This is a genomic window from Bacillus cereus group sp. MYBK216-1 (assembly GCF_051916495.1).
Lineage (GTDB): Bacteria > Bacillota > Bacilli > Bacillales > Bacillaceae_G > Bacillus_A > Bacillus_A thuringiensis_K.
On record NZ_JBQAGT010000007.1, the window covers coordinates 13293 to 27206 of the forward strand.

The following is a 13914-nucleotide window of genomic DNA, read 5'->3' on the forward strand; positions in this document are numbered from 1 at the left end:
CAGCTCCTTTTATGCTAAAGGAGCTGTTTCTGTTATATGTTGAAGTTGATATAAATTATAATAAAATCCTCTTTTTCGCATTAACTCTTCATGAGAACCTGTTTCTTTAATCTCACCGTCTTCAATGTAAATAATCGTATCAACATGCGTAATCGTCGCTAATCGATGTGCAATTATAATCGTTGTCCGGTCAGCAGCTAACGTCTGAAGCGCCTCTTGAATATACCTTTCATTTTCTAAATCTAAAGCCGAAGTTGCTTCATCCAATATAAGTACCGACGGATTCTTTAGAAATACGCGTGCAATTGCCACGCGTTGCCTTTGCCCGCCCGATAGCTTCACACCACGTTCTCCAACGACAGTATTATAACCATCTGGTAAGTCTATAATAAAATCATGAATTTGCGCAGCTTTGGCAGCTGCAATCACTTCTTTCTCTGTAGCTTTCGGATTTCCATATAGAATATTAGCTTCAATTGTATCGCTAAACAATAAATTATCTTGCAGTACAATTCCAATATGACTACGCAAATTTCTCATATTATACTTTCTTACATCTATGCCATCTACATAAACCGCGCCTTCAGAAACATCATAGAAACGCGGGATCAAACTAGCAAGAGATGACTTCCCTCCCCCACTCGCTCCTACAAGCGCTACTTTCTCTCCAGGCTGCATAGTTAATGACAAGTTGTGTAATATCTCTTTTTCATCTGCATTATAACGAAAAGAAACATTGTCAAATACAATTTCTCCATTTAATTTTTTCGTTTGTACTGCATTTGGCACATTAACAATATCGTATTTTTCATCTAACAGTTCAAACACACGGTCCATCGATGCAAAAGATTGTGTTAATGTTGTGGATGAATTAACAAGGCGGCGAAGCGGACTATATAAACTATCCATATATCCAACAAAAGCAACCATCGTCCCTAGCGTTAACTGCCCCTGAATTACTTCATATGCTGCAAAACCAATCACAAGTAACGGACCTAAATCGGTTAACGTATTTACTGCCGAAAATGTTCTCGCCGTCCAACTTGTATGGGTTAATGCTTTCGTTAAAAATTCATTATTTCTTTTTTCAAACTGCTTCCCCTCATACTCTTCTAACGCAAAGCTACGTGTCACTTGCATTCCTTGAATACGTTCATGCAAATACCCTTGCATCGTCGCTAACGCTTGTGAACGCTCTTTCGTCAATTTCCGAAGACGTCCGAAAAAATATTTCACTGCAATTACATAAATAGGTAAAATCAATAACGCAACAAATGTTAATTTTATATTCATAGAAAACATAACAATGATAGCAATAGCAATTGTTGCAGTATCTAACCAGACGTTCATCAAACCAGTAATTACAAAATCCTTCGTTTGTTCTACATCATGGATGACACGCGAAATAATCTCCCCTGTTTTTGTATTGGAATAATAACGTAAACTTAACTTTTGTAAGTGACCGAAAATATGCTTCCGCAAATCATACAGTATTGTATTTGCGATACGTTGTGCGAAATATTGACGATAATATTCAATCGGTGGTCTTAATACCGCAAAAATAAAAAAAGCAATTCCAATCGCTGTTATTAATTGAGATGTTTTATCTTGAAGTGAGCCCGCGCCTTGAATTACATCATCTATAATATACTTTAATAACCACGGCATAATAAGTGGGATACCGAATTTAACTAGCCCAATAATAATTGTAATAGCAATAAGCCATCGATATGGTTTAACAAATTGTAAATATCTTTTTATGCCTTGCACATAATCCCCCCTCTAATAGGACAAACCTGCCGGGAAGCCCCCTGCAGGTTTGTTTTAATTTCTGTACATTAAATATCGTTCATACCACATATCTACGAAATCTGGTGCAAATGGACCTTTTCTTTGATGAATCCACTGTGTTAAATGTGCTACATTTCGTTTTAAAATTGTATCAATAACAGGTGGATACTGCATAATTTGACTATGTTTTTCATACTCATCTTCATCTAGAAGCGTATATGTCATATCTGGATATACTTTAATATCTAAATCATAATCAATATACTTTAATGCTTCAGGATCATACGCAAAAGGTGAGCTTAAATTACAATAATAATATACGCCATCTTCCCTAAGCATCCCAATCACATTAAACCAATAGTTGGCATGAAAATAACAAATTGCTGGTTCACGAGTAATCCATGTTCGGCCATCCGATTCTGTAACTACTGTACGATCATTCGCTCCGATTACAAGACTCTGTGTCCCTTTTAAAATTGTTGTTTCTTCCCACATTCTATGAATGGAGCCATTATGTTTATAACTATGTATTTGTACTTTTTCTCCTTCTTTGGGAAATCCCATATATGCTCCCTTCTTTCAACTGCAAATGCCCTTTGAACGGCATTCACTTTTTTTCTATTATAACTTTTTTGTCGAAATTTTAAAACTAAAGGGACAAGACTCTATTTTTCACAGTGAATATGCAGAATGTTTATTGTTGAATACAATAATCCCCAATCTTCTCAGGAAACAAGGATTGTACTGTATTATTTATAAAAGAGGACATGTAATAGAAAAAGTCCCTCTCTATTGAAGGACTTTTCATCTGAAAGTAATAATATATCTTATCCTAAATTTGAAATCATTTTTTCATTTTCAAAAGATTGGATTACACTATTCGTTTGTTCTTCAAATTTCTCATGTAACATCTTCAATGCTACTTCTGTTCTATATATTTCCTGGCGGATAAAATGCAGTTCTTTTTTATCACACGTATCTTTTTCATTCATTTCAATTTGTTGATACTTCTCTAGATGTGCTTGTAACTTTAACAACTCATCCATCGTTTCTAATTGCTCCCCTACCAACTTATCAAAATCGTTCATCACTTACCCCCTTTTGGACTTATTCATCAGTTATTATTCCTAATTACATAATTCTAATTGTTAACTGCCTTCTCCTTTGACTACATTTGTTGACTTATTAGAAGTTATGTCGTTCACTTTCTTTTCATTACAACGATCCACGCACAAAGAAAACACTCCTCACGAATTAGAGAAGTGTTTTTCTTTCATTACTGATTTGAGCTAGAAGATTGTGATTGTTTTGCAGCTGACTTAGCATTTTGTTTTTTCACAGCATGCACGTCTGTTTCAGTTGCAAATTCTGTACCATAACTAGCGTTTGCACTTTGTGCACCAGAAGCTTGTGCTTTCTTTGCTTCTGATTGTGCGTTTGCTTGTTTTACTGCTTGCACATCTGTTTCAGTTGAAAACTCTGTACCATAACTAGCATTTGTACTTTGAATGCTAGCACCAGAAGTTGCCTTGTTATAACCTTGTTGTTTTTTACTCATCTTTCTCACCTCCACAATCAATAATGTAACCAATTCACTTAGAAGCTATCCGTAATTTTCTTTTGAATAATTTCCGCATATATCTTTTGTTACTTATTCAAACTATAAGAAATGGAGGTGGGAATATGTATATAGGACGCGATATGACTGAACTAACGATGGTTTCAAAAAATGAGTGGAAAGAAGATGAATTAGCTTATTTTCATCATTCATTACAACAAATTTTGCCTTATTTAAACGCCGAAGGGCAAAGTATTTACAAAGAAATTGTAGTAGAAATCGAATCAAGAGGCGGCTTACAAGAAGGCGAAGCTAGTTGGACTCATGGGACAAAAATTTCTTACGATTAAAAAAGTGTTCCCTAGATTGGGAACACTTTTTTTATTTATTGCATTGTAATTTTCTCCACGCAATTTTCGTAAATAGTACGATGTGATTTCGAGAAAGGCAATTGCTCGAATGCTTCTTTCGATACAAATTTTAATGTATCTGTATCAACAATATTACCGGTTACTTTTCCGTAAAATACAAATATATCCCAAGTACGATGTGTAAACGTATGTTGTACATTCATTGCGTACTCATCAATAGAAACCCCGAGCTCAAATTTCTCTTTCATATAATCTATAAGCTGCTCTTTCTGATTTCGAATCCCTTCGCCAAGTTCAATATTCGGAAATTCCCACATGTTAGCTAATAATCCGGTACTTGGACGTTTATTAATGACGTAACGACCATCTTCCGTTTGAAGTACTCCTGCAACAAGGGGTACCATCGTCGGAGCTTTCGCTTTACTTTTTACTGGTAACTCCTTTTGAACACCTTCAGCATATCCCCTGCAATGTTCACGTACAGGACAAAGTAAGCATGCTGGATTTTTCGGAATACAAATTAGTGCACCTAATTCCATCAAACCTTGATTAAAATAAGATGGATTTTCAGTCGAAATAATTTCACGCACAATCTCTTCAAAAACTTTTCGAGTCTTTGGTTTTGCAATATCATCCCATACTGATAAAATGCGAGATAATACACGCATAACATTTCCATCAACTGCCGGCTCTGGTATACCATATGCGATACTTAAAATAGCACCTTTTGTATATGGTCCAACTCCTTTTAACTTTTCAATTTTCTTTACATCACTTGGTACAACCCCGCCGTATACTTCTTTTACCTCTTTTACTGCCGCATGTAAATTACGTGCTCTAGAATAATATCCTAAACCTTCCCATGCTTTTAATACTTCTTCATCATCTGCGTTCGCTAACGCTTCAAGTGTAGGAAACTTCCCCATAAAATTTGCGTAATATGGTTTTACAGCTTCTACTCTTGTTTGCTGTAACATAATTTCAGAAACCCAAACGCGGTATGGATCTTTATTCTTTCTCCATGGCAAGTCGCGCTGTTCTTCTTCAAACCAACCAATTAAATCATTTTGAAACTGCTCTATATTAAAATTGTTTAGTATTTCAAGTGTCAAACTTGATCCCCCTCATTTTTTTGCATATAAGTACTATTATAAAGATTTTAGGAAAAAATTTAAGTAAGATGACATAGGAAATAGAAGGCAAAGGACTTGAGGTATCGAATAAAAAGAGTTACATTAATAAAAAAACGGAGGTGGATTTCTATGGACACAGCCACTCACCTTGTTATGGGTATCACTTTAGGTAGCTTAGCAACATTAGATCCAGCCATAGCACAAAGTGATATTGGCCCTCAAGCTGTTATGCTTGCTACAATTGCTGGTTCCAACATTCCTGACATTGACACAGTTTTAAAATTGCGTAATAACGCTAAATATATAAGAAATCATCGTGGGATTACTCATTCCATTCCCGCGGTAATTCTTTGGTCATTCCTTATAAGTGGCATCTCTTTCGCCTTCTTTTCAGAAGCTCCATATCTTCATTTACTACTTTGGTCATTTATTGCCGTCTTTCTTCACGTCTTTGTAGATATTTTCAACGCCTATGGTACACAAGCATTACGACCTTTCACAAAAAAATGGGTCGCACTTGGCATAATTAATACATTCGATACCGTAATTTTCTTTATCCATATACTTGCAATTGCTTGCATGCTCGTCGGTTCTCATAAAGGATATACAGCCTTAGCAGCATATATATTAATGATTATTTACTATATCGGACGGATTATGATGCATAGAAATATAAGAAGCGTTGTACACAAACGTTTCAACAATGTAGAGAAGATTATCATTTCTCCTTCTTACCGATTTTATCATTATCATTTAGCAGTCGTTACGGCTGATTATTACTACGTTGCGAGATGGCATCGTGGTAACATCATGATATATGATAAGTTCGATCGGGTACCGTTCCCAGACAATGATATTATGCGAGCAGCTAAACAAGATGAAAACATCTCAGCCTTCTTATCTTTCTCTCCTGTATATCGCTGGGATATTTTTGATCATGATCATTATTACGAAGTACGATTCATTGATTTACGATACCGAAGTAAAGATTATTATCCATTTGTCGCGATCGTTCAGCTCGACCACAATTTAAATATTATTAGCTCCTATACAGGATGGATTTTTAGTGAAGAAAAACTTCGAAAAAAACTAGAATTACTTCCACATTAAAAAAAGCGACTTAAGTCGCTTTTTTTAATGTTTCAAATGATCTTCTTGATTAATTAAATGGCTATACTTCGGATTATTTGTACGCATTTCATGAAGGCGTATACCATGATTATTAATCCATGATCGTACCACTTGTTCCGTCATTTCATCGCCTTGATAACGACCTGATTTGGCATAAGTTGTTTGAAAATCTTCCCATAGTAACTCAACCCACGCACGAGCTTGTGCGTAAGAAAGCTTGTCATTCTTGTCTAATAATTCTTTCGTTAATATTTCATAAATATCATTCATATTATAATCTCCTTTTACCTATTTATCCCTTCATTTCTAAAGGATAGTTTCTTCAATTTTGCACATTCTATAATTGATACTTCTTAAAGAAGAGGTATCAACCGATAATGAGGAGGGCGTTCGCAATGGGTAAACAAGCCGAATTTTGGTCTGAGTCAAAAAATAACAGCAAAATCGACGGTCAACCGAAAGCGAAATCACGCTTCGCTTCGAAACGACCTAACGGCACAATTAACACGCACCCACAAGAACGTATGCGTGCTGCAAATCAGCAGGAAGAGTAGTACAAATTAAATTAACTTCCTACACGAGGTGATAAAGATGAGCTACCGTGATCGCTTAGATAGTCGTTCTGAATTATTTAACCATACGTGGACTCGTCCAAAACATGCGAAAGCGCAAGTTAACGGACAGACGCAACAAACCCAGTCTCTCATTATATTGGCAAATGAATGTAAAAAACGCCAATTTTAGAATCTCCTATCTCCTTTAACGCCTACCAAAGATGAAAACCAGAGAGATATGTGCTCTCTGGTTTTTATTTTTCTTGCAATAAGGAAATTGGTATGCCAATCTCTTCATTATCATTTTGCTTATATCCCCAAGCAAATACCCCATTGAAATACGTAATTTTAAATAATACACCAGGTTCTTCTACTAATTCATATGTTTCACCAATACGGAATTTGTTTATATCCGTCATATAAGCACGAGCCATTGCCATTTTTCTCATTAATACATCAAATTCATTGACAATCCCAAGCTGCTCAGCTTTTACTGCTTGCTCCTTCAAAGCGCCAATTTCTTCCCTTAGCTCATGCGGTGTCATTTCACTGTAGCGTTTTGGCATATTCATCTTATTCTCCTCATTCCTCTTCGCGTTTCATTTGCAAAAATATCTCGATTTCATCAATAGAGAATCCTTTTCGATATAACGCTTGTTTCATCTTGTTTTCAAATGTCCATCCATCATGCTTCTTATATTTCTCATAATATTTATTCCCATGATAGTGTAACGCTTCTTGTTGCTTTTCGTCATCTTTTTCGTCTTTCAATTCTTCCAAACAAATCTGAATTACTTCTCTAGAATATCCTTTTCGAACAAGCATCTCATCTAACTTTAGTTTCATTTGTAAAAAAGAATGCTTTTGATAAGATTTTTTCTTCTTTTCTATGAGAAACGAAGCATTCTCAATTTGCTTTTCCTTTGGATATTCTTGTAAACTATGTGTAATAATTAAATCCTGAACACCTTTATTTAATAGCTCTCTTTTAATAACAGTTGGACCTTTTCGATTCACATTACTTTGCGTTCGCGTATATAAAACAGCATACTCTTTATCATTAATATATCGATCATGTAATAATTTCGAAACGACTTCAGAGATGATGGCCTGTCCCACTTCTTTTTTTCGTAAAAAATCTTCTATTTCTTGTTTTGTTCTCATTTGATAGGATAAATAGGAGATTGCTTGTAAATATGCTTTTTGTACTTCTTCATTGTACAAAATATTTCCTAACTCGATTTCATCAATTTCTAATCCTTTTTGTAATCCATGTTTTATTAAGATTACTTGATCCACACTAAATCCGTACTCTTCGCCTTGACCTTTATCAATATAAATATTAAATCGTTCTTTCGATCGTTTTTGTACTTCGATTTTTGTAATGACAGCCATACTCTCACCTCTCTATTATTTTAACATAGTCGAGGAACATTTTTTCTTTTCAAGAATATATATAATGAGGAGGAAATACTTGTGAAAATCTCAATTTCTGGTGGTACAGGCTTTATCGGCAAATACCTTTCTACTTTTTTTATTCAAAAAGGATATACTGTTTACATTCTCACACGAAAAAAAACTACTGAAACTTCCGACCCTAACCTTCAGTATGTTCAATGGACACCGGATTTACAAACCTTCCCCCTCTCTTCTATTGATGTAGTTATTAATCTAGCCGGAGAGTCTATTAATAGTAGATGGACAAAGCAACAAAAGAAAGCCATTTTAAACAGTAGAATTCAAACAACAAAAGGACTCATTAAACAATTGCAAACACTCCATACAAAACCACACACATTTATTAACGCAAGTGCTATTGGATACTATGGAACGTCTGAAATAGAATCTTTTACAGAACAGGATAAGACTCCTGGAAATGACTTTTTAGCAAATACAGTATATTCATGGGAACAAGAAGCATCTAAAGCAAGTTCTCTCGGAATACGAACAATCTACACAAGATTTGGAGTTGTATTAGGTGCAAATGGAGGAGCTCTTCCAAAAATGCTACTTCCCTATCAATTCTATATCGGCGGCACCATTGGTTCTGGGAAGCAATGGTTATCATGGATTCATATAGACGATGTCGTTCGTATGATGGATTTCATCATACACAAAAAAGAAATTGATGGTCCTCTTAATATGACAGCACCAACACCTATAAGAATGAAGGAATTTGGAGAAACCATTGCAACTATAATGAAAAAACCTCATTGGTTGCCTGTACCTTCATTTATCATTCAAACTTTATTAGGTGAAATGAGCATACTTGTACTAGAAGGGCAACGTGTATTACCCATTAAAGCAATTGAACATGGATACCAATACACATTTCCGGCAATAGACCATGCATTACAAAATATACTTTCGCATACAATGTAGTACTTCTAAAACACAATTTTACATGGGCTCTTTCAAAACTTTCATTTTCTAGAATCCGAAGCATCACTATACAAATAACCTTTCAGTTACTTTCCCTTAACTTCCATTAGCATTATAAAGTAACAGAAATGAGGTACCTATGAAAATATTGCTCAAACAAGCCATTGTATACCCTATTACATCTCAAAAATTTCAAGGCGATGTACTCGTTACAGGAGAGCGAATTACCGAGGTCAAACCTTTTATTCAACCTACTCAGGATATGACCGTTATAGATGCACGAGCACTCCATCTCTTACCTGGCTTTATTGATGTCCATACTCACCTTGGTCTCTATGATGAGGGTACTGGTTGGGCTGGAAATGATGCCAATGAAACATCTGAAGTTTCAACACCACATATTCGTTCTTTAGATGGGATCCACCCTTTCGATATTGCCTTTCAAGACGCTGTACAAAACGGAATTACAACCGTTCACGTTATGCCTGGCAGTCAAAATATTATCGGGGGTACGACTTGTGTAATAAAAACAGCTGGAACTTGTATTGATCATATGATTATTCAAGAACCTGCTGGTTTAAAGATTGCCTTTGGAGAAAATCCTAAAAAAGTCCATAGTAATGGAACAAAAGAATCCATTACACGTATGGGGATTATGGGGTTACTTCGGGAATCATTCTATGAAGCGCAACACTACGGGCACGAAGCTGATTTTCGAATGCTTCCTATTTTAAAAGCATTACGTCGTGAAATACCCGTACGTATCCACGCCCATCGAGCAGATGATATTAGTTCTGCGCTACGCTTTGCAACGGAATTCAACCTTGATCTACGTATTGAACATTGTACAGAAGGACACTTTCTTGTTGAAGAGCTTTCGAAACACAATTTGAAGGTTTCAGTTGGTCCCACTCTGACACGTCGTTCTAAAATCGAACTAAAAAACAAGACATGGGATACTTACCATATATTATCTAAAAATGGTGTGGAAGTTTCTATAACAACAGATCATCCTTATACACCCATTCAATATTTAAATATTTGTGCCGCTGTCGCAGTAAGAGAAGGGTTAGACGAGAAAACAGCACTAGAAGGAATCACCATATTTCCAGCGCGAAATTTGCGTTTAGAGGATAGAATTGGAAGCATCGAGGTTGGAAAAGACGCCGATCTCGTGTTATGGACTCATCATCCTTTCCATTATTTAGCCAAGCCTGTACTAACTATGATTGATGGAAAAATAATTTACAAAAAAAATAAAAAAAACTAGTTTATTTTTTTGACTAGATAAAGTATTATACGATTATAAACTGAATGAAACCATAATCAATTTGTGTCGTGATTATCATTTTCAAATTGATGAATGGGGAAGGCAAATGGTGCGCCACCAGCGTTAGAAACTGGTTCTAGTGGGTTCGATTCCCACCCCGAAATTTTTTAAAGATTGATATAAAAATTTCGAGGGTGGGGTGTTTTTTCGTCATGCTACCCTCGTGTGAGGAGGAGTTAGTATGTTGAAAAAACGCGACTTACACGACAGCCACGTTCTATACGAGTTAATGGTGGATCCAGCTGTCTTCCCTTTTGTGCGTCAAAAGGCTTATTCTTATGAAGAATATTTATTCTTAACGAAACAAACGATTGAAGCTGAAGAGCGTGGTGAATTAATTTCACGCACAATTTTAGATGAATGGGGTAACCCTATCGGAACAATTACTTTATTTGATGTGCAAGAAAAAGCTGGATTTCTCGGGACATGGCTTGGCAAACCATATCATGGAAAAGGCTATAATAAATTGGCAAAAGATTCATTTTTTAGTGAACTTTTCTATGAATTAGATATTGAAACAATTTTCATGCGTATTCGTAAAATAAATATTCGTTCTATTAAAGCTGCAGAAAAACTGCAATATGTGAATCTAGCAAACGAAACAAGAAAAGCCGTATATGATGAAATTAACGCAAACGAAGAAGTGTATAACTTATATGAAATTCCAAAAGATCAATACACACTTGCTACAATGCGAGATACAACCTTCCAAGATGCTCATCAATTAAAAGAAGCGTAATCTAAATTTTCTGAAATAATAATCAATAGTTAACATTTTCCATATGCGTATATCCCCTCATGTCTTTGGAAACGATAAATAGTAACTTTAAGACACGAGGTGATTTGTAATGGATAAAAAGAAACGTGATAAAGCAAAAAACACATTATCTAGTACACAAGAAGTTCTCTATCAACGCGAATTTCAAAAAGCAGATCGTGCAGCAGGATATCGCTCGAAAAGCATTTAAAGTGAAAATGAATAATTAGAAGTTTCCCCCCTAATTATTCATTTTCATTACACAATTTTCTCGACTGATAGAAGTAAGCAAAAAGGACCCTTATACATAAGGGTCTTTTTTGCTGTGGACAACTTTATCCACAAAATCAATGAAATTGTTAGTAATTTTCAAAAACATTTAATATTTTTCTATATTAAAGCATATATCAGCTGTTTTAATTGTGGATATTTTTCTAAAAATTGTGGACAATGTGGATATAGTTGTTAATATTCCGACTTTACTGTTTAATGAAAGCGTAATCCTTTTGTGGATAACTGGCTAAATTTTCTTTGAAAATAATAAAGAACCCTCTTTACATATACAAAGAGGGTTTCATATTAAGTAAAAGATTGTGCAAGAGCAGGTGATTTAATAGGTATATGGCGCGGTTCTGCATGATTTTCTGCCAAAATTGCATCTACAATATGACCAGCTGGCTCTGGAAGATAGATGCTTTTCATTGCTTCTTTCATTTGAAGAAGCTTCACATCATCTTGTAATAATGCCTCTGTTTTAGCAAAAACCTCACTATCATCGCGAATGACAACTGCTGCTCCCTTTCTTTCAAAGTACATCGCATTTTCATTTTCTTGTCCTGGAACAGGCTTATATAAAATGACAGGTACTTGCAACGCTGCTGCTTCACTTAATGTTATTCCGCCTGGCTTCGTAATCATACAAGAAGTAACACGGAATAATTCATCAATATTTTCAACATACCCAAACACTTTTAATGCATCGGAATTTTGCTTCTGTAAACTTAATAAATCCTGTTTTAAAGCTTCATTTTTTCCACAAACGACAACTACTTGTAAATTAGGCACTGACATAAATGATTGGCATAGTTCTTTTACATTTCCTAATACTCCATGAGCACCTGCTACAATTAGTAAAATCTTTTTGTTCTCACATAACTGATATTTATTATATATGATTTCTGGATTTACCTTTAACTCAAAACTACTCCGAATTGGAATTCCTGTTTCAACAATTTGTTCCGCAGGTACACCGATATCAACCATCAATTCTTTCACGTGATCCGTTGCAACAAAATAACGATCTACTTCTCGATGAATCCATATTTTGTGCACGCAAAAATCCGTTAATACGTTATAGACAGGAATTGAAATACCTGTTTGTTTCTTCAATTCTGGTACAGCGATAATTGGAAATGTATTAATTACAATATCTGGTTTCTCCACCTGTAACAGTGTTTTCAAACGTTTTCTTCCAAAGTTCGCATACCAAGATGCTATTTTCTTATCATAAATTTTTTCTACCCCGTAATAAAACAAACGATATAATTCTTTTCCTATTGTATAACTTTTTAAATATAGATATTTTGTAATGTCAGTTATAAATGGATGTGATTCTCCAAACAAGTCGCATACAATAACATCTTCAATTCCTTTTTGGCGAAATGTTTGTTCTAATGTTTTTGCTACTTGCACATGACCATTACCGTAATGTGCAGTTAATATTAAAACCTTGGGGTTTTTTATCAAACAAATCCACTCCTAGCTTTTTGTTTCTCCATATTGCATATACGACAATAGGAAAAACATTTTCCTTAAAAATTACATAAACAGATTCTAATAATTCCCTTTCAGCTATGTACCTGTCGTGGATATGCAAAGCATATAAGATTGACCCCTTAATCCTATCTGTGCTCATATCTTTACATTATACTTTCCTATAAGAGCTTTCGCAATAACTTACAAATGTTCTCTATTCCATGATACTCACTCTTTTACTTCTTAATTCTTTTTACTATTTTGATTTCCCTTTACAATTATGTAAATTTCTCCACTTATTCCTTACAAAATTATGGATATTCTACTTTCAGTATACTCTTTTATCAATATATACTCTAGATTTTATTGTAAAGAAAGCAAAAAGCCTAATCCAATATTTGGATTAGACCGCTTGTAAAATATGTTTAGCATGTTCTACATTTTTCTCAGTAGGTGGTTCTACATTTGCGAGTGGGTACTTGTGTCCAAGCGCCTCCCATTTATATACACCAAGCTTATGATATGGTAACACTTCAACTTTTTGAACATTAGACAGGCTTTGAATAAAGCTAGATAGTTTTTGTAGATCCTCTTCATTATCCGTAACACCAGGGACTAATACGTGTCGTACCCAAATCGGTTTATTCTTATCCGATAAATAACGAGCAAATTGTAAAATATGTTCATTTGGTTTCCCTGTTAATTTACGATGCTTTTTGGAATCGATATGTTTCAGATCCAATAAAACTAAATCTGTATAATCCATTAAAATATCTAGCTTATTTTGGAATTCTGGTTCTTCAGAATAACAACCACCAGAAGAGTCAATTGTTGTATGGATACCAGCCTCTTTACACTTTTTAAACAACTCAATTAAAAAGTCTAGCTGTAATAATGGCTCTCCACCGCTAACTGTTATACCGCCTCCGGAAGCTTCAATAAATGGAAGGTAACATGTCACATCCTGCATCACTTCTTCAACTGTTATTTCTTTACCTTTACCGATTTCCCACGTATCAGCATTATGACAATATTGACAACGTAATAAACACCCTTGTGTAAATATGACATAACGAATCCCTGGGCCATCAACAGTACCACAAGACTCTACAGAATGTATTCTTCCTTTTACCATGTTACTTCCTCCTTTAT

The 13914-nt window shown here is 35.0% G+C and carries 18 protein-coding genes; 8 read left to right on the top strand and 10 right to left on the bottom strand.

The features are described 5' to 3' along the window. Positions 1-9: 9 nt before the first annotated feature. The 4 genes from ACTFRH_RS22375 to ACTFRH_RS22390 form a co-directional block, all read right to left on the bottom strand. Positions 10-1770 (bottom strand): ABC transporter ATP-binding protein, encoded by a 1761-nt coding sequence (locus ACTFRH_RS22375; RefSeq protein WP_061883752.1) that lies wholly within the window; start codon positions 1768-1770, stop codon positions 10-12. Positions 1771-1824: 54 nt separating this feature from the next. Next, positions 1825-2355 carry a nucleoside tri-diphosphate phosphatase gene (gene ntdP, locus ACTFRH_RS22380; protein WP_000506624.1) on the bottom strand — a complete coding sequence of 177 codons (531 nt, stop codon included), beginning with the start codon at positions 2353-2355 and terminating at the stop codon, positions 1825-1827. A gap of 263 nt (positions 2356-2618) precedes the next feature. Then, positions 2619-2879, bottom strand: a complete 261-nt coding sequence (locus ACTFRH_RS22385) for a YgaB family protein (RefSeq protein WP_000997576.1) — start codon at positions 2877-2879, stop codon at positions 2619-2621. 188 nt (positions 2880-3067) lie between these two features. Next, positions 3068-3349 carry a gamma-type small acid-soluble spore protein gene (locus tag ACTFRH_RS22390; RefSeq protein ID WP_000039044.1) on the bottom strand — a complete coding sequence of 94 codons (282 nt, stop codon included), beginning with the start codon at positions 3347-3349 and terminating at the stop codon, positions 3068-3070. 125 nt (positions 3350-3474) lie between these two features. Here ACTFRH_RS22390 and ACTFRH_RS22395 point away from each other — a divergent pair, with 125 nt between their 5' ends. After that, entirely contained in the window at positions 3475-3699 is a 225-nt protein-coding gene (locus tag ACTFRH_RS22395) for a hypothetical protein (RefSeq protein WP_000275447.1), read from the top strand. 35 nt (positions 3700-3734) lie between these two features. On the opposite strand, the gene mutY is transcribed toward ACTFRH_RS22395, so the two are convergent. Continuing rightward, positions 3735-4832 carry an A/G-specific adenine glycosylase gene (mutY, locus tag ACTFRH_RS22400; RefSeq protein WP_000171393.1) on the bottom strand — a complete coding sequence of 366 codons (1098 nt, stop codon included), beginning with the start codon at positions 4830-4832 and terminating at the stop codon, positions 3735-3737. A gap of 150 nt (positions 4833-4982) precedes the next feature. On the opposite strand from mutY, the gene ACTFRH_RS22405 reads away from it, so the two are divergent. Continuing rightward, positions 4983-5963 carry a metal-dependent hydrolase gene (locus tag ACTFRH_RS22405; protein ID WP_000379107.1) on the top strand — a complete coding sequence of 327 codons (981 nt, stop codon included), beginning with the start codon at positions 4983-4985 and terminating at the stop codon, positions 5961-5963. Between the two features lie 24 nt (positions 5964-5987). On the opposite strand, the gene ACTFRH_RS22410 is transcribed toward ACTFRH_RS22405, so the two are convergent. After that, entirely contained in the window at positions 5988-6254 is a 267-nt protein-coding gene (locus tag ACTFRH_RS22410) for a YfhJ family protein (protein WP_000998165.1), read from the bottom strand. A 125-nt stretch (positions 6255-6379) separates the two neighbouring features. Here ACTFRH_RS22410 and ACTFRH_RS22415 point away from each other — a divergent pair, with 125 nt between their 5' ends. Next, positions 6380-6538, top strand: a complete 159-nt coding sequence (locus ACTFRH_RS22415; protein ID WP_000517891.1) for a small, acid-soluble spore protein K — start codon at positions 6380-6382, stop codon at positions 6536-6538. Positions 6539-6575: 37 nt separating this feature from the next. Beyond that, entirely contained in the window at positions 6576-6728 is a 153-nt protein-coding gene (locus tag ACTFRH_RS22420; RefSeq protein ID WP_000122093.1) for a YpzG family protein, read from the top strand. Positions 6729-6792: 64 nt separating this feature from the next. Here the strand turns inward: ACTFRH_RS22420 and ACTFRH_RS22425 are convergent, their stop codons facing one another. Together ACTFRH_RS22425 and recX are read right to left on the bottom strand one after the other, a co-directional pair. After that, on the bottom strand, positions 6793-7110 hold the full coding sequence (locus ACTFRH_RS22425; protein ID WP_001057024.1) for a YfhH family protein: 318 nt from the start codon (positions 7108-7110) through the stop codon (positions 6793-6795). A gap of 10 nt (positions 7111-7120) precedes the next feature. Continuing rightward, a complete protein-coding gene (gene recX / locus ACTFRH_RS22430; RefSeq protein ID WP_000268503.1) occupies positions 7121-7933 on the bottom strand; it encodes a recombination regulator RecX in 813 nt (270 codons plus the stop codon). Positions 7934-8014: 81 nt separating this feature from the next. On the opposite strand from recX, the gene ACTFRH_RS22435 reads away from it, so the two are divergent. The 4 genes from ACTFRH_RS22435 to ACTFRH_RS22450 all read left to right on the top strand — a co-directional run bounded on the left by ACTFRH_RS22435 (position 8015) and on the right by ACTFRH_RS22450 (position 11218). Then, the gene (locus ACTFRH_RS22435; RefSeq protein ID WP_000703249.1) at positions 8015-8920 is read left to right on the top strand and encodes a TIGR01777 family oxidoreductase; all 906 of its coding nucleotides are present in this window, start codon (positions 8015-8017) and stop codon (positions 8918-8920) included. Positions 8921-9059: 139 nt separating this feature from the next. Beyond that, entirely contained in the window at positions 9060-10190 is a 1131-nt protein-coding gene (locus tag ACTFRH_RS22440) for an amidohydrolase (protein WP_000698317.1), read from the top strand. 241 nt (positions 10191-10431) lie between these two features. Then, positions 10432-10989 (top strand): GNAT family N-acetyltransferase, encoded by a 558-nt coding sequence (locus tag ACTFRH_RS22445; RefSeq protein ID WP_000914737.1) that lies wholly within the window; start codon positions 10432-10434, stop codon positions 10987-10989. A 109-nt stretch (positions 10990-11098) separates the two neighbouring features. Beyond that, complete coding sequence (locus ACTFRH_RS22450) at positions 11099-11218, top strand: YfhE family protein (RefSeq protein WP_000358482.1); 120 nt, start codon at positions 11099-11101, stop codon at positions 11216-11218. A gap of 368 nt (positions 11219-11586) precedes the next feature. Here ACTFRH_RS22450 and ACTFRH_RS22455 read toward each other — a convergent pair whose 3' ends face one another. Next, positions 11587-12753: a diglucosyl diacylglycerol synthase gene (locus tag ACTFRH_RS22455; protein WP_000594687.1), complete on the bottom strand. Its 1167-nt coding sequence runs from the start codon at positions 12751-12753 to the stop codon at positions 11587-11589. A gap of 412 nt (positions 12754-13165) precedes the next feature. Next, positions 13166-13897, bottom strand: a complete 732-nt coding sequence (pflA, locus tag ACTFRH_RS22460; RefSeq protein WP_000238466.1) for a pyruvate formate-lyase-activating protein — start codon at positions 13895-13897, stop codon at positions 13166-13168. Positions 13898-13914: the final 17 nt, after the last annotated feature.

Bases quoted from the DNA above. Each gene is read 5' to 3' on its own strand.
- ntdP (WP_000506624.1), bottom strand. From the start codon at position 2,355: ATGGGATTTCCCAAAGAAGGAGAAAAAGTACAAATACATAGTTATAAA.
- ACTFRH_RS22385 (WP_000997576.1), bottom strand. From the start codon at position 2,879: ATGAACGATTTTGATAAGTTGGTAGGGGAGCAATTAGAAACGATGGAT.
- ACTFRH_RS22440 (WP_000698317.1), top strand. From the start codon at position 9,060: ATGAAAATATTGCTCAAACAAGCCATTGTATACCCTATTACATCTCAA.
- ACTFRH_RS22395 (WP_000275447.1), top strand. From the start codon at position 3,475: ATGTATATAGGACGCGATATGACTGAACTAACGATGGTTTCAAAAAAT.
- ACTFRH_RS22405 (WP_000379107.1), top strand. From the start codon at position 4,983: ATGGACACAGCCACTCACCTTGTTATGGGTATCACTTTAGGTAGCTTA.
- ACTFRH_RS22445 (WP_000914737.1), top strand. From the start codon at position 10,432: ATGTTGAAAAAACGCGACTTACACGACAGCCACGTTCTATACGAGTTA.
- ACTFRH_RS22450 (WP_000358482.1), top strand. From the start codon at position 11,099: ATGGATAAAAAGAAACGTGATAAAGCAAAAAACACATTATCTAGTACA.
- recX (WP_000268503.1), bottom strand. From the start codon at position 7,933: ATGGCTGTCATTACAAAAATCGAAGTACAAAAACGATCGAAAGAACGA.
- ACTFRH_RS22390 (WP_000039044.1), bottom strand. From the start codon at position 3,349: ATGAGTAAAAAACAACAAGGTTATAACAAGGCAACTTCTGGTGCTAGC.
- ACTFRH_RS22420 (WP_000122093.1), top strand. From the start codon at position 6,576: ATGAGCTACCGTGATCGCTTAGATAGTCGTTCTGAATTATTTAACCAT.
- ACTFRH_RS22425 (WP_001057024.1), bottom strand. From the start codon at position 7,110: ATGAATATGCCAAAACGCTACAGTGAAATGACACCGCATGAGCTAAGG.
- ACTFRH_RS22410 (WP_000998165.1), bottom strand. From the start codon at position 6,254: ATGAATGATATTTATGAAATATTAACGAAAGAATTATTAGACAAGAAT.
- pflA (WP_000238466.1), bottom strand. From the start codon at position 13,897: ATGGTAAAAGGAAGAATACATTCTGTAGAGTCTTGTGGTACTGTTGAT.
- ACTFRH_RS22415 (WP_000517891.1), top strand. From the start codon at position 6,380: ATGGGTAAACAAGCCGAATTTTGGTCTGAGTCAAAAAATAACAGCAAA.